The organism is Marinobacter sp., assembly GCF_033722195.1.
Taxonomy (GTDB): Bacteria; Pseudomonadota; Gammaproteobacteria; order Pseudomonadales; family Oleiphilaceae; genus Marinobacter.
Map to the genome: position 1 here is coordinate 34,461 of NZ_JAWVZL010000013.1, position 20,361 is coordinate 54,821.

A 20,361-nucleotide genomic window follows, 5' to 3' on the forward strand; every position below is an offset into this window, starting at 1 on the left:
TGAATGGCGGCGTTGACCAAAGCGGAGATGGCCGAGCGTTTGTACGAAGAATTGGGCCTCAATAAGCGCGAAGCCAAGGAAATGGTGGAAGCCTTTTTCGACGAGATTCGGGACGCGCTCAGTCACAACGAGCAGGTCAAGCTGTCAGGTTTTGGCAATTTTGATCTGCGGGACAAGAAGCAGCGCCCTGGTCGTAACCCGAAAACCGGTGAGGAAATTCCCATCAGCGCCCGTCGTGTCGTGACATTTCGCCCCGGACAAAAACTAAAACAGAAAGTAGAGGCGTATGCTGGAACCCAGTCATAACAACGAGCTGCCAACGATCCCGGGCAAGCGCTACTTCACTATTGGTGAGGTGGCCGATCTTTGCGCCGTCAAGGCCCATGTGCTTCGGTATTGGGAGCAGGAGTTCCCCCAACTGTCGCCGGTCAAGCGCCGGGGCAACCGCCGCTACTACCAGCGGGCCGACGTACTCACCATCCGCCAGATCCGCAGCCTTCTGTATGATCAGGGCTACACCATCGGTGGCGCCAAGCAGAAGCTCAGCAGCCACGAGATCAAGGACGACACCTCGCAGTACAAGCAGCTTATCCGCCAGATGATTACCGAGCTGGAAGAAGTGCTCGAGGTACTCAATAGCCCGGTTCGGTAATGTCCGGGGGCTTCCTGGTTTTATGGAATAATCAGCGGCTTTTTAAGTGTTTATTTTTGCCGGGAGCTCGTGTAGACTTCGCTCCCGCTAAGCCACTGAGATTTCTCTCCTTGGCAGGTTCCGCAAACGGGCCAGTAGCATTTCGGGGCGTAGCGCAGCCTGGTAGCGCATCTGCATGGGGTGCAGAGGGTCGCAGGTTCAAATCCTGCCGTCCCGACCAATTATCTCCACAACAAGGCCCGGTGTCGAAAGACCCCGGGCCTTGTTGTTTCCGGCAAACAGCCCGGTAACGCGCCCGCGGGCAGGAGTGACTATGCACGCTCACGATCATAATGACGGTCACGGTCACGACCACAGTCATCATTTTCAGGCCCACAACCGCTCGTTCGCCATCGCCGTGTTGCTCAACACGCTCTTTGTGGTGATTGAAGCGGTCTACGGGGTGCTGTCGGGATCCCTGGCGCTGCTCGCCGATGCCGGCCACAACCTCAGCGACGTCATGGGCCTGGTGATGGCCTGGGTGGCCAGTTGGCTGGCCAACCGGGCGGCGACCATCAGCAAGACCTACGGTCTCAAGAAGACCACCATCCTGGCGGCCTTGTTCAACGCGCTCATTCTGATTGCGGCCGTCGGGGGAATCACCTGGGAGGCCATTCAGCGACTTGCCAACCCCGCGGAGGTGGCAGGCCTTACCGTTGTGGTCGTGGCCGGTATCGGTGTCCTGATCAACGGCGCCACCATGCTGCTGTTCGTCAAGGGCCAGCAGGGGGACATCAACATCCGGGGCGCCTTCCTGCACATGGCTGCGGACACCGCGGTATCGGTGGGGGTGGTGATCTCCGGCCTAATCCTGATGTTCACCGGGCAGGCCTGGATCGACCCGGTGGTCAGCCTGGTCGTGGCCGCCGTGGTCTTTGTCGGCACCTGGCAGCTACTCAAAGACTCGGTCAACCTGGCGGTGGATGCGGTACCCAAGGGCATCAATCTGGCGGAAGTCCAGCAGCGCCTGGAAAGTCTGCCCGGTGTCAGCTCCGCCCATCATCTCCATATCTGGGCGGTCAGCACCACCGAGAACGCTCTGACCGTGCATCTGGTCAAGCCCGACCCGGTGGGGGATGACGCCCTGATCAGCGAGGCCTCGGAGATGCTGGCCCGGGAGTTCCGCATCCACCACACCACCATTCAGTGGGAGCGGGGTGGCGAGGTCTGCCCCACGGTCACTCACTGCTGAGCGGCTTCATAAAGCTCAGGCCGCGTCCACCGAGCCGTTGCGGCTGGTGGCGGCCTCGGTGGGCACCAGCGCCCGCACCAGGTCCTTCATGTCCAGCACGCCCACGATCTTGCCCTTGCGCAAGACCCGGTAGACGTGGTCGGTATCGCCACCGGAGCGGGCGATAACCGATTCCAGGTTGTCGGTGTCGGCGATGTCGCCGGCACAGTCGGCGGGGACATCCGTGGTCCGGGTCATGATGGAGCGCACCCGCAATACCCGCGCCCGGTTGATGTCGCTGATGAAATCGATGATGTAGGGGTCGTTGGGTTCCAGCAGGATCTTCTGGGGCTCGCCCTGCTGGACGATGTGGCCGTCCTTGAGGATGACCAGGTGGTCCGCCAGTTTCAGCGCCTCGTCCAGGTCGTGGGTGATGAAGACGATGGTTTTCTGCAGCTCGTCCTGCAGCTCCAGCAGCAGGTCCTGCATGTCAGAGCGGATCAGCGGGTCCAGGGCGGAGAAGGCTTCGTCCATCAGCATGATGGGGGAGTTGGACGCCAGCGCCCTGGCGATGCCCACCCGCTGCTGCATGCCCCCGGAGAGCTGGTGGGGGTACTGCTGGGCATTGCCCTCCAGACCCACCCGGTTTAGCCATTTGTTGGCCTCGGCCTCGAATTCCCGGACGCTGTAGCCCCGCACCGCGAGGGCCATGCCGGCGTTCTCCAGTACGGTGCGGTGGGGCAGCAGGGCAAATTTCTGGAATACCATGGACATGCGTTCACGGCGCAGTGTCCGCAACGCGGCCTCGCCGTAGGCCAGCACGTTCTCGCCATCCAGCTCGATCTCGCCGGCAGTGGGCTCGATTAGGCGATTGAGATGGCGGATCAGGGTGGATTTGCCCGAACCGGACAAACCCATGATGACGGTGATCTCACCCTCGCGCATGTCCACATTGATGTCCTGCAGGCCCAGCACATGGTTGTGCTGCTCCAGCAGCTCGGCCTTGCCGACACCCTCCCTGACCGCCGTCAGGGCCTTCTGCGGGTCCGGACCAAAGATCTTGCAGAGGTTTCTGATGGTGAGTTTGACGGGTCTGGTCATGGTCTTTTCCCCTAATGCTTCTGGGCGGCATTAATGCGCGCCAGGGAGGCCTTGGTCACCCGGTCCAGGATCACCGCCAGGATGACAATCCCGAGGCCAGCCACCAGGCCCACGCCCAGCTCCAGGTTGCGGATGCCCCGCAGCACCAGTACCCCGAGGCCCGGCGCCGACACCAGCGATGCAATGACCACCATGGCCAGGCTCATCATGATGGTCTGGTTGACGCCGGCCATGATGTTGGGCAGCGCCAGGGGTATCTGCACCTTGTAGAGTTTCTGCCGGCGGGTCATGCCGAAAGCGTCTGCCGCCTCGATGACGTCCTTGTCCACCAGCCGGATGCCCAGGTTGGTGAGACGGATCACCGGCACGATGGCGTAGAGGATGATGGCAATGCCGTAGAGTTTGGATTCGGTCACGCTGAACAGGAAAATCAGCGGGATCAGATACACAAAGGGTGGCAGCGTCTGCAGCATGTCCAGCACCGGTATGGTGAGGCGCTGCATGACATCACTGCGGGACATGGCAATGCCGATGGGAACGCCGAACAGAACGCAGATAAAGGCACAGACGAAGATGATGGACAGCGTCTGCATGGAATAGCTGTAATAGTCGATAAACGCCAACAGCAGGATGCTGACCGCAACAAATCCCACCAGCTTCCAGGATTTGGTAACGAAGAACACCAGTGCCAGCAGCAGTGGTATGACGATCCACCAGGGCGTATTGAGCATGGCGTAGAGCGTGGTGTCCAGCATCCAGCTCAACGGCTGGGTGAGGGGGTCAAGCACCACGCTGAGGTTGTCCTTGACCGCCAGGAAGCCCTGTTCCAGGCCCTTGGTGAGCTCGCGGGACTGGGGGAAGGCGGGGCAGGCGTCATTCAGTGCGTCCATGGAAGGGAAGGGCAGGTCCCAGACCGATTCAGGCTGGGCGTCCGAGCCCTTGGCCTTGGCCAGCAGGTCGCTCATGGACATGGGCATATCGCCGCCTGCCCGGGAGCACCAGTCGTCCAGCCCCAGGGCTGAGAAAACAAAATCGTAGGTGGCCATGACGTTCAGGGTTCCGGAATGCTGCGCCAGTTCGATGCGCTGAAACAGTGAATGAAGGCGCAGACCCGAGCGGGCCTGCGCCGCCGGGGCCGATCAGTTCAGAACTGCGGCCAGGCGCTCGCGAGCGCTGTCGTTGAGCCAGGCTGACCACTCGTCGGTGTTGTTGCTGAGGAAATACACAGCGGCTTCCTCCGCCGACGCGTTGTTTTCATCCATCCAGGCCAGGACCGAGCTCATGGTGCTGGTCTGGAAGGTGAGCTTGCTGAGCATCTCGGCCACTTCCGGCTCACGCTCCTTGAAGTCCGCGGTGACGGACGTCAGCACCGGTGCCGCCGGGAAATCCGATACCCCGGGGTTCGGAGTGTCCGGGTTCTGGTTGCGGGCGTGGACGTCCGGCTTGACCTCGCCAAGGTCCACCTTGGTCATGTCATATTTACCGAGCGGCACGGTGGGGCCCCAGTAATAGCCGAACCAGGGCTCCTTGCTCTGCACGGCGGATGCCATGGACGAGGCCAGGGTCTCGCCGGAGCCGTGATTGAAGACTTCGATACCCGATGCCTCCAGGTCCAGCGCGCGAACCAGGTTGTCGCTGACGACCCGGCAGCCCCAGCCGTCCGGGCAGTTGTTGAAGCGGCCGCCCACCAGTTCCGGGTTGGCCATGACACCCTCAATGGTCGCCAGCTCGGGGTGGGCCTCCACCAGGTAGGTGGGTAGCCACCAGCCCTCGACACCGCCCGGGTCCAGAACCTTGCCCAGGCGTTCCACCTTGCCCTGCTCCTCCAGCTGCTCGTAGACCTCACCGGTGGAGTTGAGCCAGAGTTCGGTCACGATATCGGGTTCGCCGTTCTCAGCCACCGATGTGACCGCAGGCACGGTGTCGGAGGGCACCACCGCCACATCGCAGCCATAGCCCTGCTCCATGACGAACTTGGCCACATTGGTGACCACCGTGGCCGACGCCCAGTTCATTTCGGTAATGGAAACCTCGCCGCAATCGGCCTTGGCCAGGCCGGATACGGAGAGCGCGCAAAGGGATACTGCCAGAGTTGTTTTTCTCATGATCAATTTCCTTGTGGGTTTATGACCGGAGAAGCCGGTGCTGGCCGGGAATGCAGGCACAGAAAGGAGAGAGGCCGACATAAGGAGCGGCCGTCTGGGGAGGTTGCTCGTTTTGTGGACTGGTGCAGGACTCCAGGCACAGGCACTGACCTTGACTACTGTTCCTTTACAACAGTAACCATCTCAGCCCAGGTTACAAGGGATTTACACCATTTTGTGTCCATACAGTGTCCACACCCGGCCCCCAACTTTGATATTTCGTGCTCAAAACAATAGACTAAACTTTCTGTAACCTGACAGATTGTTGAGTAAAACGATGAAGGGGATTGCGCCCCGATCGGGCTCTGGCAAATTTTGCACAACAAAATGAGGGAGGCTCACGCGTGAGCAAAGCGTTGAAAGACGAGTATCAGACCGACTACGTGGTCGGTCAGGACAACGTCGCCCGCTTCGGGTTCGATATGCACAATATCGTTTTCCCGTTCACGGCGCTGCTGATTGTCCTGTTCGTAATCGGTACCTTGATTTTTCCAGCGGCCTCCAAGGAGATGCTGGATGGTGCCAAGAACGGGGCCATCGCCATTTTCGACTGGGGCTTTCTGCTCAGCGCGAACCTTTTCGTGCTCTTCTGTCTGATCCTGATCTTCATGCCCATCGGCAAGATCCGGATCGGGGGCATGGATGCCAAGCCCGAATTCTCCACCCTGTCCTGGTTTGCCATGCTGTTCGCTGCGGGCATGGGTATCGGCCTGATGTTCTGGGCCGTGGCGGAGCCGGTGGCCTACTACACCGACTGGTACGGCACGCCACTGGGGGCTGAGCCCAATACCCCCGAGGGCGCTCGCATGGCCATGGGTGCCACCATGTACCACTGGGGCCTGCATCCCTGGGCCATCTACGCCATTGTCGGCCTGTCGCTGTCGTTCTTTGCCTACAACAAGGGCCTGCCATTGACCATCCGCTCGGCTTTCTTCCCCATCCTGGGTGACCGGGTCTGGGGCTGGCCCGGCCACATCATCGACATCGTTGCGGTACTTGCCACCATCTTCGGCCTGGCGACTTCGCTCGGCTTCGGTGCCCAGCAGGCGGCTTCGGGCCTGGCCTACCTGTTCGACATCGATGGCGGCCTGAACGTACAGGTGGCGATCATCGCCGGTGTCACCGCGGTGGCCACCATATCCGTGATTCGCGGTATCGAGGGCGGCGTCAAGCTGCTCAGTAATGCCAACATGATGCTGGCGGCGGCACTGCTGTTCTTCGTGTTCTTCGCCGGCTCCACCCTGGCCATTATCGAGAGCATCTGGACCACCACCTCCGCCTATGTGGCCAATATCCTGCCGCTGAGCAACCCTTTCGGCCGTGAGGACGACGCTACCTGGTTCCACGGCTGGACCGTGTTCTACTGGGCCTGGTGGATCTCCTGGTCGCCGTTCGTCGGCATGTTCATCGCCCGGGTGTCCAAGGGCCGTACCGTGCGGGAATTTGTGACCGCGGTGCTGATCATCCCCACGGTGATCACCATTGTGTGGATGAGCACCTTCGGCGGCAGCGCCCTGGAACAGATCCAGAACAACGTGGGTGCGCTGGCTTCAGAGGGCCTCACCGATGTGTCGCTGGCGATGTTCCAGATGCTGGCCAACATCCCGCTGACCGCCATCACGTCATTCATCGGTATCGTACTGGTGCTGGTGTTCTTCGTGACTTCGTCCGACTCCGGCTCGCTGGTGATCGACAGCATCACCTCCGGCGGCAAGATCGACGCCCCCAAGGCTCAGCGTGTGTTCTGGGCGGTCACCGAGGGTGCCATCGCGGCCGTACTGCTGTTCGTTGGCGGCGCCGATGCCCTGAGCGCACTGCAGGCCGGTGCGGTGAGTGTGGGGCTGCCCTTCACCTTCGTATTGCTGGTGATGTGCTACAGCCTGCTAAAAGGCCTCAATCACGAGCGAGCGCTCCTGATTGCCGAAGGCAAGCTGACGAAATAACGGGTTCAAAGAACCCTGACGCCAGAACGACAAAGGGCCCTTGCGAGGGCCCTTTTTCATTGCTCGACGATTAGCTGTGGTCAGCTGGCGAAGGCGGTCATGGCGTAGCGCACCCGCTTCTCGGCGGAGAAATGCGGCCGTTTCAGGGATTCGATGTTGCGCAGCCGGGGCAGCAGGCCGCGGCCATTGGCCATCTGGATGGCAAGACCCGGGCGTGCGTTGAGCTCCAGCAGCAGCGGCCCGTACTGGGCATCCACCACCAGGTCCACACCCATGTAGCCCAGACCGGTGGCCTCGTAGCAGCGGGAGGCCATGACCAGCAGCTTTTCCCAGTCCTCGATCTCGATGGTGTTCAGGTTGAGGCCGGTGTCCGGGTGCAGCAGGATCGGCCGGTTGAACTGGACGGCGTTGAGGCAGCGGCCGTTACCGATATTCAGACCCACACCTACCGCGCCCTGGTGCAGGTTGGCCTTGCCATCGGACGCCTTGGTGGCCAGCCGCAGCATGGCCATGACCGGATAGCCCTGGAACACCACGATGCGGATGTCCGGCACGCCCTGGAAGGAATGCTTGGCCAGGGTGGGCACCGAGTTCACCAGATCCTCAATGACGGCCACGTCCGGCGCGCCACCCAGCGAATAGAGGCCCGCCAGGATGTTGGACAGGTGGCGCTCCATGGCAGCCACCGTGACCGCGGCGCCGGAAGCCTTGATGTAGTCGTCGCCCTCACGGCGCAGGATCACCATGATGCCCTTGCCGCCGGAGCCCTTGGCGGGTTTGATGGCAAAACCGTCCAGGTCGCCCACCTTCTCACGAAAATGTGAGATCTCGTGCTGCTGGGTGACCACCTGCAGCAGCTTGGGGGTGTTTACCTCGCACTCGGCCGCGACAATCTTGGTCTTGAGCTTGTTGTCCACCAGGGGGTAGGAGGAGCGCTCGTTGTAGCGCAGGATGTAATCCACATTGCGCCGGTTCATGTTCAGCAGCCCGACCCGATTCAGGGCAAACGGCGACACCCACTTCATTTGTCGTAGACCTTCATCGGGTAGAAACGGCGCAGCTCACTGAGTTTGTAGCCGGTGTACTGGCCCATCAGCAGGATCAGGCCCAGCACCACCAGATGCAGTTCCGGGAAGTTGAAGGTGAGGTGCCCGGCGGTGGGCCGGCTCATCACCAGGTAGGCGCAGACCGCCACGAACAGACTGCCGGCGCCCTGCACCATGACTTCCCGGGCACCGTCCTCCTCCCAGAGGATGGACATGCGCTCGATGGTCCAGGCCAGAATGACGATGGGGAAGAAGCTGACGGTCATGCCGGTATTGAAGCCCAGCTGATAGCCCATGATGCTCAACCCGGCGGTAATGAAGATGACCAGGATGATCAAGGTGGATATTCGCGCCACCAGCAGGAGGTTGAGGCTGGACAGGTACCCCCGTAGCAGCAGGCCAATGGCCACCACCGTGACGAAGGCAATAAGTCCCGGCGCCAGGGACGTCTGGACGAAGGCCACCGCGATCAGTACCGGCATGAAGGTACCGGAGGTTTTCACCCCGATCACGATCCGCAGGAAGGCCACCATGAGGGCACCCAGGGGCAGCAGCAGAAGCATGCGGAACATGCTCTGCTCCTCGATGGGCAGCTGGTACAGGCTCAGCAGGCCCAGGCCCTCGCTGGTCATCTCCTCCCGGGCCAGCTGAATGGCCGGCACGGTCTGCCGAAGCATGGCGAAGCTGACCTCGGAGTTGCGGCCACCCACCACATCAATGCGTGAGGCGGAGTCCTGGCGCCAGAGAACCACATCTTCCGGCAGGCCCTGCTGGCCGGTCATGGGGTTGAAGGTCAGCCAGGACTCGCCGTTGTAGATCTGCAGGAACGGCCGCAGCTGCTGGCGCCGCCGGGCGTCCTCCAGCTTCAGGCCGTCGGCAATGCGAGCCGGAATGGCGGCGTGGTTGAGCATGCGGGTGAGCAGCTCAAGGTAGTCACTGTTGGTGAGCAGCAAGGCGGTGTTCTGGTTGGGGTCCTCGGAGCGCAGCAGCTTGATCAGCTCGCGGGTCAGACTTTCCGGGGTGCTGGATTTCTCCGCCGCCCGGGCCAGGATTTCCTCCACCGCGGTGGCCTGTGGCTCTTCCCAGAACACCTGCGTGGGCTCGGGGGGACGCTTTGGCTTTACGCCCTCGGAGCTTCGGTCGGGAACCATCTGCACCATGAAATAGAGCGTCTGGGGGCCGCTGGCCTCCCGGATGGTCCACTCCGCCCGGCGGTTGCGGTTCTCCTGCACAATGGAGAAACCATAGCCCGGGGAAGCGGCCTGTTCCGAGAGGATCGTGAAGCCCGGCGGGTTGTCCGGAATATTCAGGCTCACCTTCACCGGCTCGTTCTGGGCGATGAAGTCGATGCGGGCCTCAACCATCCAGACCGGACGCTGTTCGCCGGCCTGCCAGGGAATGCCCATTTCCATGTGGCGCAGCACCGCCAGCACCAGGCCGGAGGTGATCAGCAGGAAGATACCGAAATAGAACGGCTTGCGGGATCGGACGCTCACTGGCTAGCACCTGCTTCCGGAGAGATGGATTCCGGCAGCTCGGTGGCGTACTCCTTGCCCACGTCGATCAGCATCACATCCCGCAGGATGTTGCGGCCGATCAGGACCGAATGGGTCATATGGCCCCGATCGGCCAGGGTAAATTCGGCTTTCTGCTGGTGGTCACCAATCATGAACTGCAGGTCCACCACCACGCGGCGCTCGAAATCCTCCTCGGTGGCCTGCACGATGCGCACCCGGCGCTGGACCTGGCGTTCCAGGGTGGTGAACTTGTCGGCCTCGCCCGGTATCGGCACGTCAAAGCGCACCCAGTTCTCGCCATCACGCTCGAAACGGGTGACGTTGCGGGCATCGATGGACGAGGTGGTGGCACCGCTGTCGATGCGGGCGTCATAGACGTAACCCGGACCTACCAGATAGAACTTCTCCAGCTCCCCGACGATCACCTTGTTGTTGAGGCGATCGGTGCGGCCTTTTTCCCGATCAGCCTGGGAGCTGACCTTGGGGCAGGTGCGGGGTTCCGGCACCGGCGGGCACTCCGGCTTGGCCACTTGCTCGGAGATGGCGGTGAGCACTTTGTCGGTGGCTGCCTGCTGCTGGGCCATCAGCAACGTCTGTTGGGCCTGATGGGCCCGGGCCTGGCTCTGCAGCGCCGACAGCTCCTGGCGCTGCTTGGCAATGGCGGCATCCAGTTCAGACAGTTCGGTGCGTTCAACAAAAAGACCGGTCTGGGCACAGCCGGTCAGGGTGAGGGCGAGCGTGGTGGCCATGAGAGCGGTGGCGTGGGAGCGGGTAAGGCGATAAAGCATTCCGGACCTCAAACGTCGTCAACCCGGGCCGGCCATTGGCCTGCCAGTGTCGTGGTGTGCGTAAATTGTGATGTGCCTGTTTTGCAGACAGACTTTCTTGCGCGGGAGTATACAACACAGACGGGACGAGCGTGACATACGGTCCGTTAAGGAACGACCGATATGGTACAAGTACGGATCGGGAATTCAGCGGGGGTGCTGGTCGGCGTTCCGGCTGATGAAATGGTCCTCGCTGAACACACCGCCGGACTTCAGGTAGTCCTGAACCACGGGGGAGCAGTTGAGGTAGAACAGCAGCAGCTCGCGCTGGATGTCCTGGTCCTGGATGCGGGAGGCAAAACGAATGAGCTGGTGGATGCCGCGGTCGTCCGCCTTGGCGCTGCCGGCGCCAAAGGTCTTGCCATAGCGGGCGGACAGCAGTTCGGTGAGACGCTCAAGATGGAATTCGCCGGTATGGGTCATGTGGGAGGAGAGGCTGACGCCATCCAGGCGCTCACTGGCGCTGCTGCCACCCTCGAGGCCAGGGTGCCCCAGTGTCTTTCGCCATAGTTCTTTCAGCATACTGACCTCCTGATGCCCGGGGCGCGTTCGGGAACCCTCGGAGGTTGTCCATAACGCTCTGTAGTGATGTAACGTATGGTACGTCCGAAGTCCAACAAAAGATGCGCAGCCACCGGGACAATGTCTCAAATTCCAAATCCGGGTGTCGATACGGCTTTAGCACAATCCGCTCTACGGTCAGACGCTGGCGCCTGCCAATTGGTTCCCGTTGATGTACTATCTGGGCGTTTCCGGCCCCATGGCCACCATCGCAGCCGTATCCTAAGGAGTATGCCGTGACCGAAGGGCTTGTAGCCGCGCTGTCCCCCGAGCTTGCCGCCTGGGCGCTGCTTGCCGCTCTGGTGAGCGCCCTGGTGGTGTTCCTGCCCATGCAGCGGAGCCGCCGCCGGGCCGAGGAACAGGCCCGGTCTCTGGCCGAAGAACTCGAGGGCGTTCGCGAACAGCTGCGCCAGGGCGAGAACAGCCTGGCCCTGCAGGAACAGCGGGCGGAGCAGGCCAGTGTGCGCATCGGCCAGTTGGAGGCGGAGCTGGATCGCCAGACCCGGGCGGTGGAGGACTGGCGCCAGCAGGCCACCCAGGGTGAACATCGGCTGGCCTCCCTGCAGTCCCAGGGCGAGGCCCGTCAGCAACGGATCGGCGAGCTGGAGCAGGAGCGTGCCGACTACGCCCGCAAGGCCGAGCATCTGGGCCAGGAACTGCACGAGGCCCGGGTCCAGCTGCGGGAATACCAGGTGACCCTGGAGGAAGAGCGCCGGGCCACCGAGGAAAAGCTCGCACTGCTGGAGCGCAACCGGGACGCCCTCAAGCAGGAATTCGAGAACCTGGCCAACAAGATTTTCGAGCAGAAGAGCGAGCGCTTCAGCCAGCAGACCCGCACCAGCCTGGACACCCTGCTCAACCCCTTCCGCGATCAACTGCAGGATTTCCGCAAGCGGGTGGAAGACGTCTACACCACCGAAACCAAGGACCGCCAGGCCCTGCGCAGCGAGATCAAGTCCCTGCAGGCGCTGAACCAGCAGATCACCGAGGAAGCCGCCAACCTGACCCGGGCCCTCAAGGGCGACAAGAAGATCCAGGGCAACTGGGGCGAGGTGATCCTGGAGCGGGTACTGGAGCGATCCGGCCTGCGTAAAGGTATCGAGTACGAGACCCAGGGCAGCTACCGGGACGGCGAGGGCCAGCTGCTGCGCCCCGACGTGATCGTCCACCTGCCGGACAGCCGCAACCTGGTGGTGGACTCCAAGGTGTCGCTGGTGGCCTACCAGCAGTGGGTGGTGGCGGAAGAGGAAAGCGACAAGGAGGCCGCCCTCAAGGCCCACGTGGAGGCGGTGCGCCAGCATATCCGCAGCCTCAGCGAGAAGGACTACAGCCAGCTCCACGGCCTGCACTCGCCGGATTTCGTGTTCCTGTTCATGCCGATCGAGCCGGCCTTCGTGGCGGCCTTCCAGCAGGACGAGAACCTGTTCGCCGAGGCCTTTGAGCGCAAGATCATCGTGGTAACCCCCACCACCCTGCTGGCCACCCTGCGCACCATCGAGAATATCTGGCGCTATGAGCGCCAGAGCCAGAACGCCCGGCGTATTGCCGAGCGGGCCGGCGCGGTCTACGACAAGCTGCGGGTGTTCGTGGAGGCCATGGAGCGCATGGGCAGCCAGCTGCAGACCGTGCAGGGCACCTACGACAATGCCATGAACACTCTGACCCGGGGCCGGGGCAACCTGATTTCCCAGGCCAACCGCTTTGTGGAACTGGGGGTTCGTGTTAAAAAAGAATTGCCCAAAGCCGTGATGGATCAGGCAGAAGTGGACATCGAAGACGCCGAAGATAGGGAGGACCGGCCCGAGGCGGAAGAAGAGTAGCCCGGCCGTAATCCGAACGGAGAGAACCCGGTATGAACGTGAAACGCAGTCCGATTCGCCGCCTCTGTCACGGTGTGCTGATTGCCGCCAGCCTCTGGGCGACCCAGGCTCAGGCGCTGGCCCCCGAACACGAAACCCGGCGCCTGATGATCGCCACCGAGCAGGCCATCAAGGAGCAGCGCTGGGGTGACGCCGGTCAGTTCCTCAACCGCCTCCAGGGCCTGGATTCGGAAAAACCGCCGGCCTACCTCTATTACCGGGGCCGGGTCATGCTCCAGTCCGGTCTGCTTACCGAAGCCCGGGAAGCCCTGGAGGGCTATATCCAGAGCGCCGGCGCAGAAGGCGAGTTCTACACCGACGCCCTGGAGCTGATCACCGAGGTGGAGCAGCAGCAGAAAACCGCCAGCGAGCGGGCGCCCACCCAGCCGGCCGGCAGCGAGCAGGTGGCGGTGATCGAACCGGCCAACAGCGACAGCCTCAGCCGCCTGCGCCAGCTCTACCTGGCGGATTCCGACGCCGAGGCCCTGGTGATTCATACCAACACCCTGCTGGAACTGGCGGGCTGGCATAAGGATCAGCGCATCGTCCGCGCCGGCGCGCTGCCCGACATCCTTTACCGGGTCTCGGCGGAAAACGGCCAGATCAATATCCAGGAGTCCCGCCTGGTGGAAGGGGAGAACGCACGCCGGCGGCTGTCGGTACAGACCATGAGTGTCTACGGCGTCAATCCGAACGTGCGCTGGGAATGCCCCGGCGTGGACCCCACCTGCTGGATCTATGACCCCAGGGACGGCTCGCGCCTGCTGAAGCTGGCGGCGGATCGCGAGCGCGTGGCGGAACTGGCCAGAACCCTGGGCCAGCTCATCAGGACCCTGCAGGCCCCCAGCTAAAGCAGGCTCAGTCGCCGCGCTCGCCCTCACGATAGGCGCCGGGGGTCACCCCGGTCCACTTCTTGAAGGCGCGGTGGAATGTGGAGGGCTCGGTAAAGCCCACCCGGTGGGCGATGTCGTTGATGGGCAGCTCTTCCCGGGCCAGATAATAGATGGCCAGATCCCGCCGCAGCAGGTCCTTGATCTCCTGGAATGACGTGTTTTCCTGCTTCAGCCGCCGCCTCAGGGTCTGTGGGCTGGTATGCAGTTCCGCCGCAATCCACTCGAAATCCGGCAGCGCCCTGGAGAAATCGCGGCCGATCAGCGCCCGTATCTTGCCGGAGTAGGTGTTGCTCTCATCGGGCCGGGACAGCAGGTCCGCCGGCGAGGTCTTGAGGAAACGGTGCATCTCGGGCTTGTCGCGGATCACCGGGGCACTCAGAAAACGGCGGTCGAAGCGCAGCTCCGTCTCCGGCGCATCGAAATGCAGCGGGCAGTGGAAAATCTGCCGGTACTCGTCGCCGTGGGGCGGCCGGGGGTAGGCGAAGGCTGCGCTGTTCAGCTCCACCGGTTGGCCGATCAGCCAGCTGCCCAGCCGGTGCCAGATCACCAGCAGGCTTTCCTGCAGGAAGTGCATGGGGTCGTGGATCTCGCCCTCCAGCACCGCCACCAGGCGGGCCTCGTCACCGTCGGTCTCCAGCCGCATGGCCAGCGCCGGCTCGAACAGGCGGGAGAACTGGTAGGCGCGCTCGTAAACTGCCTCCAGGTTCGGGGCGCCAATGGCCAGGGTGCACAGGGTGGCAAAGGTGCCCGGACGACCGCGCCGCGGCCCCAGGCCCATGAACTCGTCCTCCATGACGCTCCAGATTACCTGCATCAGGCGGCTGTACTGGGCGCTGCTGACCCGGGCCATATCGATCTTCAGCAGTTCCGGCGAGATGCCCGCCTGCCGCAGCATGGCCTGGGTGTCGTAGCCCTGGCGTTGGGCTCCCGCCAGCGCGGCCAGTACAAAATGTCGCGATACCGTTAGCTCTGCCATGCTTGCTTCCTGACCCGTTTCTTTTCTGACGCCGGCAACGAGGACCATCATAGAGGGCCGGGCCACCAATGCAACCGCCGCAGCGCAGCCTCGCGGTGGAAGAAAAGGTCAATGCAATTGACCGCCACGGCGGTTGGCCGAATCGGTAAAAACGGTCAGCATGGCGACACGGAGTCATACTGCCGGAACACCCCAAAACCCCCAGCTAAACCATCGGGAGATACCATGAGCGGTCCACTGAGCCACCTCAAAGTGCTGGATTTCACCACCCTGCTACCCGGGCCCTACGCCACCATGATGCTGGCGGACATGGGCGCCGATGTACTGCGGGTGGAGGCGCCGGGCCGGCTCGACCTGACCCGGGTGATGCCGCCCCATGATCGCGGCGTCAGCACCGCCCACGCCTACCTGAACCGGGGCAAGCGCTCCCTGGGGCTGGACCTGAAAAAGCCGGAGAGCGTCCAGGCCATCAAGGCCCTGGTGGCCGACTACGATGTGGTGATCGAGCAGTTCCGCCCCGGCGTCATGGACCGCCTGGGGCTGGGTTACGACGTCCTGAACGCGCTCAACCCCGGCCTCATCTACTGCGCCATCACCGGCTATGGTCAGACCGGCCCCTACCGGGACCGGGCCGGCCACGACATCAATTACCTGGCCCTTGCGGGGGTGAGCAGCCACAGCGGCCGCCGCGGTGAAGGCCCGCCGCCGCTCGGCATCCAGGTGGCAGATGTGGCCGGCGGCTCCCATCATGCGGTCATGGGCATCCTGGCGGCGGTGGTGCATCGCCAGCAGACCGGGGAAGGGCAGTTCATCGATGTCAGCATGACCGACGCCGCGTTTGCCCTCAACGGCATGGCCGGCGCCGCTTGCCTGGCCGGCGGCGCCGAGCCTGAACCGGAGGGCTCGCTGCTCAACGGTGGCAGCTTCTACGATTACTACCGCACCGCCGACGGCCGCTGGCTGTCGGTGGGCAGCCTGGAGCCCCAATTCTGTGGCCGCCTCTGTGACCTGCTAGGCATTCCGGAAATGAAAAGCTACGGCCTCAGCCAGAACTCCGCCCACCAGGCCGAACTCAAGGCCGCCATCAAGGCGGCAATTAGCAAGCAGGATCTTGCCCACTGGGAATCGGTGTTCGCCCACCAGGACGCCTGTGTGGAGCCGGTGCTGACCCTGTCAGAGGCAGCCAGGCATCCCCAGCTGCAGGTCCGGGACATGGTGATCGAGGTGGCCTGTGACGATGGCGGCAGCCAGCGCCAGCTCGGCCACCCCATCAAGTTCAGCCGCACCCCCTGCCAGAGCCGTTATATCGGCAAAAAACTGGGGGCGGACAACGACGAGGTTCTCGGTAACTAATCAGGACGATGCATTGACAGCCACCGGTGGCTGCTCGCTGAGCACCACCTGGTTTCGGCCGAGGTGCTTGGCCTCGTACAGCGCCTGGTCGGCCCGGGCCAGGGTGGCCTCGGTGTCCTCACCGGGCTGGAACTCCGCCACCCCGATGGACACGGTGATTTTCAGATCCTTGCGGATGTCGTCGAAGCGCAGGCTTTCGATGCAGCGTCGCACCCGCTCCGCCTTGATGCCGGCTCCGGAGATCGGGGTCTGGGGCAGCACGATCAGGAACTCCTCACCGCCGTAACGCCCGAAGCAGTCGATTTCCCGCAAGCCCTTGGACACGCACTGGGCAATGCCCCGCAGAATGGCATCGCCGGCCTGGTGGCCGTAGGTGTCGTTGACATCCTTGAAGTAGTCGACGTCCAGCAGGCACAGGGAGAAGGAGCCCGGAGAACGGCTGTAGCGATTGGACTCCTCGGAAATCACCTCGAACAGGCGCCTGCGGTTATAGACGCCGGTGAGCGCGTCCACGTCCACCAACTCCTGGATGCGGGCCATGGCCTCCTTGAGGTCCTGGTTACGCTCCCGCAGCTTCTGGCGCAGGCTGCTGATAAATCCCCCGATGATGGCGATCTGGGCCATCACCAGGGTGAAGGCGGCGGTCTGGATCAGGTCCAGGGCGCCCGTGAGCACCTGTGGTTTGTACACCAGCAGGCTCAGGTAGAGCAGGCCGTAGAGGGTGAAGAACCAGAGACTCACCACCAGGAACTGGCGCCGGCAAAGGCCGAGGATGCCGTACAGCGGCGGTACCATGGCGATCATCAGGAAGGCCGCCCGGGCCTGACCGGCCTCGAGGAAGAACATTACCCAGAGCGCCGGCAGCAGAGACAGCACCATCTGGGCGCTGGTCATGCTGGGGTCGGCGAAACGCAGGTTGATGCCGGAGCGGATCAGCGCAAAGAATGCGCCGTTTAGCACCAGCGCGAACACCGCAAACTGCGCCACCACCTCGCCCGGCACCATGCCCTGGTACCAGCAGAAAATGACCAGGGAGAAAGTGGCGAGGTAGGAGGCAAACGACATGCCCAGCCGCCGGAGCCGGAGCCTCTGCTCGGTGCTTTCAAGGTTGGTGTCGGTCACCTGCTGGGGTGACACCACCGGAGATTCCGGTTGCGCGATATCCATGGCCAAGCCCGCCGTCTGACTGAATCAATCCTGATTACAAGTGTAGGCCGAAAAGCGGTAAACGCGATGCTTTAAAGGCCTGATCGTCGCATTTTCCGGGTTTTCCGAAACGCCTCCAGACCAGTGTAGCGAAATAATGAATTGTTTCTCATTTATTGTTTCGGCATAGAAACTGAGCGATAAAAAAGCCCCGGCGTATGCCGGGGCTTTAAAGGGTTAGTAAGCCGTGGATTTAGGGATTTTCTGGTGTTGGCTCATTCTGCTTAACAAACATTGCATTGTTGAAGCTGATGCCACCGCCCGCACTGCCGAAGAAGCTGGCGATGTTGGTCGCCATGTCAGCAAAGACGGCGGTCCCTGCAGTGTCTTCCGGACGAATGATGGTGGTATGGGTACCAGCGGTGAACCGGACCACATTGGTTGCCTGGCTTGTACCAACGGTAGTCTGTGTGTTCGCCGCGATGGTTTCCGCACCAAGCTGCATGATCAGAGGCTCTGTGCCCGCCAACGGAGCCGGCAGGGCATCTCCCAGCGGTGCAGTGTACTCGCCTGCGTAAGCGGTATCTGCAGCAACTGGGATGGTCTGATCCTGAGTGGAGCGGTCTACACCATTACCGTAGATTTCGTTCAGGTAAACAGGCGTGGCGCTATCCAGCAGCGAGTTCACGAAGTTGTGTGGCTCTGCACTGTCAAGCGAAGCCTGAGCAACGTTCAGGTAGAGCTCCAGGTTGCTTGTACCCTGGGTCAGGCCAGACTGCGCCAGGCCGGCAAGAACACGAGCGCCAATGGAAGGCGAGTTCTCCAGCAGCTTGGCGATTCCGGCGCCCGGTGTTACCAGAGCCGCTGCAGTGAAAGGCGTCAGGTTGCCGTTGCCAATCGTGGCGTCCTGAGCTGAGTCATTCACCAGCGCAACAAAGGACGTTCCAAGGATGCCGCCGAGGGAATGGCCTACGTAGTAGACACGGCTTCCGCTTCCATCGGTCTGAACATTCACATCGCCGCCGCCGGTTGAGGGGTCGCCGTCACCATCAGCATTGTCGAGATCGATGCCGTTCAGGTTTACTAAGCTCGCGTTGAGGTTCAGAAGATCAACCACGCCCTGGCGGTTGTTGTCGCGCGCTGCAGGCAGTTTGCTGAGATTCAGGAAGTACTGACCAGATGAGCCAACTGCTTCCGCCGGATCGGTAGAGTACTCCATCCGAGCGGGTGCGCCTGTAGCTGTCTGTCCCCAGCCGAAATGCCGCTCGTTCATAGGCAGCGGGCTTTCACCGACGATTTCGCCAGTGCTGGGGTTCACTTGCACGTCAACGCTAAGTCCCAGAGCTGGGTCAAGATCACCGGTCGCAAGCTTAGGAGCTATACCATGCATGGGAAGGTCCATGGCCACCGTCACTTTACAGCCTGATGCCGCCGGAACCAATTGGTTGGCAAGTGCCAAACTGTGGGAGCGATTGCCGAAAATGCCGTGCTGATAGATCACCACGTCATAAGGCTTTTGTCCGCTGCAGGCCGAGTTGTCAGGCACTGAGATAAGCAGAGGCGCAAACACAGTGGCATTCTGCGCGGCAAATGGGTACCGGAACGTTACCTTGTCCGATGGCGGAGTTGTTCCTTCTGCATTTCCTTGGCTGGCATCAATGATTGCGCCTACTGTTTCCGATGCCTCCCAAGTTGCGGTGAGGTTAGAAGGGTCGGTCTCCGTCGGTACTTTCAGATAGTAAGGAAGGTTGATTCCCGCCTGGAAGATCGTCCCTGGATTAGCTGACGATCCAAGCACCGCGGTTGTCGGCACGCGAGTCGCTTCAATGGGCGTAATTGCTCGGGGAGCTGGGTTGCTGAAATCAGCCCCTGCCATCGCCAGATTGGCCTCGGTTCCCGCAGCGATCTGTCTCAGTGAAGGGGACGCTGCTTCGGCCTGTGCCACTGCCATCCCCGCCTCTTGGGCCAGAACTCCGTACTGCTGTGAAGGTGTCAACGTTTCAAAGGTATCGGCGTTGTTTGCGAGATAAGTCGCGATTGCTTGCTGCTTCGTGTCTACAACGGAATTCTTGTAGAAGAATTGCGCTGGAGAGGTGGCTGCCTCCAGAACATCAACAGTACCTCCCGTCGTGAAGGTCAGGGACAGGGCAAGGTTGTCCGCAGACAGGGGCGGAAGCCCCGCAGCTGTGCGGCTGGTGTTGGTCAGGTTAGTGAAATAGCCAGATGCCAGCGCTTCCCAGCTCTGAATCGCTCCCCGAACCGGTGCCAGTGAGGCTGTACCAAGGGGCTCGTCAGGGTTGCTGATGTTTTGGTAAGCAGGAGACGCAACAATGCTTTCACCCGACGCATCTTTTACGCCATCGGTCACTACAACCAGGTATTTGGTCTTGTCATTCAGAGGACGTAGCGGGGTGAATCGCAGCACGTTGTTGGTGCCGCCATCCAGCGATACCACTTCGGCCCGGTACTCGTTATTGAAGTCCAGTACTGCCTGAGCGGCTGCTGCAGCTTCCGGGCTGGTTGGACCGAAATTAGTTACAGCCGCTTGCAGTTGCTGGAACGCAATACCGATCTTGAATGTCGGCGTTTCACCCGGGAAGCTTGTCCGCTCTGGAGCCGGGGATATGGCTCCACTTGCGACCAGTTCGGCAATCAGATTGGTGTAATAGGATGAACTGTTCAGCAGCGAGTCATCTCCCGGGAAGTCCAGAGAAAGGAGGAACACGTTCTGCTGAGGATTGGGCGCTGGCGCACCGTCAACAACGATGACCGGTGTAGCGTTGACGGTTGATGGGTCGATGGAACCAGAGAGTTTGACGTCGAACTGAGCGACCGTGGAGGACCCGTCCATGAAATCGAGCGCCTGGGTGATGGCATTCGCATCAGAGCCATTCAGCGTGCCGTCGGCACCGGCGCCCTGGGTGAACTGGAGGTCACTCGGAACAGGGAGCTCGCTTGTTACGGGATTGAAGATCGGCCAGGTCTTACCAGTAAAATTCGGGTTGCTGATGTTGTACTGGGGATCCGCGTTCTTACCGACGGAATCGCCACCGAGGCAGCCGGTCAAGCCCACGGAAGACGCTACGGCGAGACTTATTAGAGTTTTCTTGAGCATGGGTGGAACCCTTTCCTG

General features: G+C 61.9%; 17 protein-coding genes and 1 tRNA gene. 8 read left to right on the forward strand and 10 right to left on the reverse strand.

Annotated elements, in window-relative coordinates; genetic code table 11:
- The first annotated feature begins 3 nt into the window (after window positions 1–3).
- From ihfA to R3280_RS04260, 4 genes are all read left to right on the forward strand, one after another.
- Complete coding sequence (ihfA, locus tag R3280_RS04245) at window positions 4–306, forward strand: integration host factor subunit alpha (protein WP_152206387.1); 303 nt, start codon at window positions 4–6, stop codon at window positions 304–306.
- A complete protein-coding gene (locus tag R3280_RS04250) occupies window positions 287–652 on the forward strand; it encodes a MerR family transcriptional regulator (protein ID WP_318997334.1) in 366 nt (121 codons plus the stop codon). The genes ihfA and R3280_RS04250 overlap by 20 nt, the downstream gene beginning before the upstream one ends.
- A 143-nt stretch (window positions 653–795) precedes the next feature.
- Window positions 796–872 (forward strand) — tRNA-Pro (locus tag R3280_RS04255).
- 93 nt (window positions 873–965) lie between these two features.
- A complete protein-coding gene (locus R3280_RS04260; protein WP_318997335.1) occupies window positions 966–1,883 on the forward strand; it encodes a cation diffusion facilitator family transporter in 918 nt (305 codons plus the stop codon).
- Between the two features lie 15 nt (window positions 1,884–1,898).
- On the opposite strand, the gene R3280_RS04265 is transcribed toward R3280_RS04260, so the two are convergent.
- The 3 genes from R3280_RS04265 to R3280_RS04275 all read right to left on the reverse strand — a co-directional run bounded on the left by R3280_RS04265 (window position 1,899) and on the right by R3280_RS04275 (window position 5,068).
- Entirely contained in the window at window positions 1,899–2,963 is a 1,065-nt protein-coding gene (locus R3280_RS04265; protein ID WP_318997336.1) for a betaine/proline/choline family ABC transporter ATP-binding protein, read from the reverse strand.
- An 11-nt stretch (window positions 2,964–2,974) separates the two neighbouring features.
- Window positions 2,975–4,009, reverse strand: coding sequence for an ABC transporter permease (locus tag R3280_RS04270; RefSeq protein ID WP_318997337.1), 1,035 nt, complete (start codon window positions 4,007–4,009; stop codon window positions 2,975–2,977).
- A 93-nt stretch (window positions 4,010–4,102) separates the two neighbouring features.
- Window positions 4,103–5,068, reverse strand: a complete 966-nt coding sequence (locus tag R3280_RS04275) for an ABC transporter substrate-binding protein (protein WP_318997338.1) — start codon at window positions 5,066–5,068, stop codon at window positions 4,103–4,105.
- A gap of 383 nt (window positions 5,069–5,451) precedes the next feature.
- Between R3280_RS04275 and R3280_RS04280 the strand changes: the two genes are divergently transcribed.
- Window positions 5,452–7,050, forward strand: a complete 1,599-nt coding sequence (locus R3280_RS04280) for a BCCT family transporter (RefSeq protein ID WP_318997339.1) — start codon at window positions 5,452–5,454, stop codon at window positions 7,048–7,050.
- A gap of 80 nt (window positions 7,051–7,130) precedes the next feature.
- Here R3280_RS04280 and R3280_RS04285 read toward each other — a convergent pair whose 3' ends face one another.
- The 4 genes from R3280_RS04285 to R3280_RS04300 form a co-directional block, all read right to left on the reverse strand.
- Entirely contained in the window at window positions 7,131–8,075 is a 945-nt protein-coding gene (locus tag R3280_RS04285) for an alpha-L-glutamate ligase-like protein (RefSeq protein ID WP_318997340.1), read from the reverse strand.
- A complete protein-coding gene (locus tag R3280_RS04290; RefSeq protein WP_318997341.1) occupies window positions 8,072–9,592 on the reverse strand; it encodes an inactive transglutaminase family protein in 1,521 nt (506 codons plus the stop codon). The genes R3280_RS04285 and R3280_RS04290 overlap by 4 nt, the downstream gene beginning before the upstream one ends.
- Entirely contained in the window at window positions 9,589–10,401 is an 813-nt protein-coding gene (locus tag R3280_RS04295) for an ATP-dependent zinc protease (protein ID WP_318997342.1), read from the reverse strand. Before R3280_RS04295 ends, R3280_RS04290 begins: the two co-directional genes overlap by 4 nt.
- A 186-nt stretch (window positions 10,402–10,587) precedes the next feature.
- Window positions 10,588–10,962: a hypothetical protein gene (locus tag R3280_RS04300; protein WP_318997343.1), complete on the reverse strand. Its 375-nt coding sequence runs from the start codon at window positions 10,960–10,962 to the stop codon at window positions 10,588–10,590.
- 275 nt (window positions 10,963–11,237) lie between these two features.
- Here R3280_RS04300 and rmuC point away from each other — a divergent pair, with 275 nt between their 5' ends.
- The gene (rmuC, locus tag R3280_RS04305; RefSeq protein ID WP_318997344.1) at window positions 11,238–12,821 is read left to right on the forward strand and encodes a DNA recombination protein RmuC; all 1,584 of its coding nucleotides are present in this window, start codon (window positions 11,238–11,240) and stop codon (window positions 12,819–12,821) included.
- Window positions 12,822–12,853: 32 nt separating this feature from the next.
- A complete protein-coding gene (locus tag R3280_RS04310) occupies window positions 12,854–13,711 on the forward strand; it encodes a hypothetical protein (RefSeq protein ID WP_318997345.1) in 858 nt (285 codons plus the stop codon).
- A gap of 7 nt (window positions 13,712–13,718) precedes the next feature.
- On the opposite strand, the gene R3280_RS04315 is transcribed toward R3280_RS04310, so the two are convergent.
- The gene (locus R3280_RS04315) at window positions 13,719–14,729 is read right to left on the reverse strand and encodes an AraC family transcriptional regulator (protein ID WP_318997346.1); all 1,011 of its coding nucleotides are present in this window, start codon (window positions 14,727–14,729) and stop codon (window positions 13,719–13,721) included.
- A 225-nt stretch (window positions 14,730–14,954) separates the two neighbouring features.
- On the opposite strand from R3280_RS04315, the gene R3280_RS04320 reads away from it, so the two are divergent.
- Window positions 14,955–16,082, forward strand: coding sequence for a CaiB/BaiF CoA-transferase family protein (locus R3280_RS04320; protein WP_318997347.1), 1,128 nt, complete (start codon window positions 14,955–14,957; stop codon window positions 16,080–16,082).
- Here the strand turns inward: R3280_RS04320 and R3280_RS04325 are convergent, their stop codons facing one another.
- Window positions 16,083–17,249 (reverse strand): GGDEF domain-containing protein, encoded by a 1,167-nt coding sequence (locus R3280_RS04325; RefSeq protein WP_318997348.1) that lies wholly within the window; start codon window positions 17,247–17,249, stop codon window positions 16,083–16,085.
- 232 nt (window positions 17,250–17,481) lie between these two features.
- On the reverse strand, window positions 17,482–20,343 hold the full coding sequence (locus tag R3280_RS04330; protein WP_318997349.1) for a hypothetical protein: 2,862 nt from the start codon (window positions 20,341–20,343) through the stop codon (window positions 17,482–17,484).
- Window positions 20,344–20,361: the final 18 nt, after the last annotated feature.